The 746-nt window shown below is 51.2% G+C and carries 1 protein-coding gene; it reads left to right on the top strand.

Translation table 11 applies throughout. The features are described 5' to 3' along the window. Positions 1-51 precede the first annotated feature (51 nt). Positions 52-746 (top strand): Na/Pi cotransporter family protein (locus ACR0DX_RS22760; RefSeq protein WP_480847558.1); only part of this gene is annotated, 695 nt, incomplete at its 3' end.

Below are 746 nucleotides of genomic sequence, written 5' to 3'. Positions count from 1 at the left end.
GCACAGCCCACAGAAACAACAGAGCAGCAAGTAGATTGGCTCCAATTGGGGATGGGACTTTTTGGCGGCTTGGCGCTCTTTTTAGCTGGATTGGATCTTTTGTCTGAGGGCTTAAAAAAGGCCGCAGGAAACACCCTGCGCGATGTTCTTCAGAAGTTGACAGTGAATCGATTCACGGGCGCCGCCACCGGTGCATTTGTTACCGGTGTACTGAATTCTTCTTCTGTTACGACAGTGTTGGTCGTGGGGTTTGTTACCGCCGGTGTCATGACATTGGCGCAATCCGTCGGCGTAATCATGGGAGCAAATATCGGCAGCACTGTCACGGCGCAGCTGCTGGCTTTCAACCTCTCTACGTATTCCCTTATTGCAGTTGCACTAGGTTTTTTTATGACTTTTGGCAGCAAAAATGAGCGCCCCAAATACATGGGTATGATGATAATGGGCCTCGGTTTGGTGTTCTACGGAATGGGTCTGATGAGTGAGGGTATGAAGCCTTTGCGCAGTTATGAACCCTTTCTGGAAATCCTTGCTAGCATGGAACGTCCGCTTTTTGGCATTCTGGCGGGAGCACTATTCACTGGGTTGGTTCAATCCTCCGCTGCCACTGTTGGTATTGCAATTGCGATGGCAAGCGAAGGTTTGCTGTCTCTTCAGGCCGGGATAGTTTTGGCCTTAGGAGCCAATATCGGGACCTGTGTCACCGCTTTGCTTGCGGCACTTGGCAAGCCAGTCGAAGCGGTTCG

The organism is Ruegeria sp. D3 (assembly GCF_056534465.1).
The sequence above is the reverse complement of the archived record's forward strand: the minus strand, read 5'-3'. Positions and strand labels throughout refer to the sequence as shown.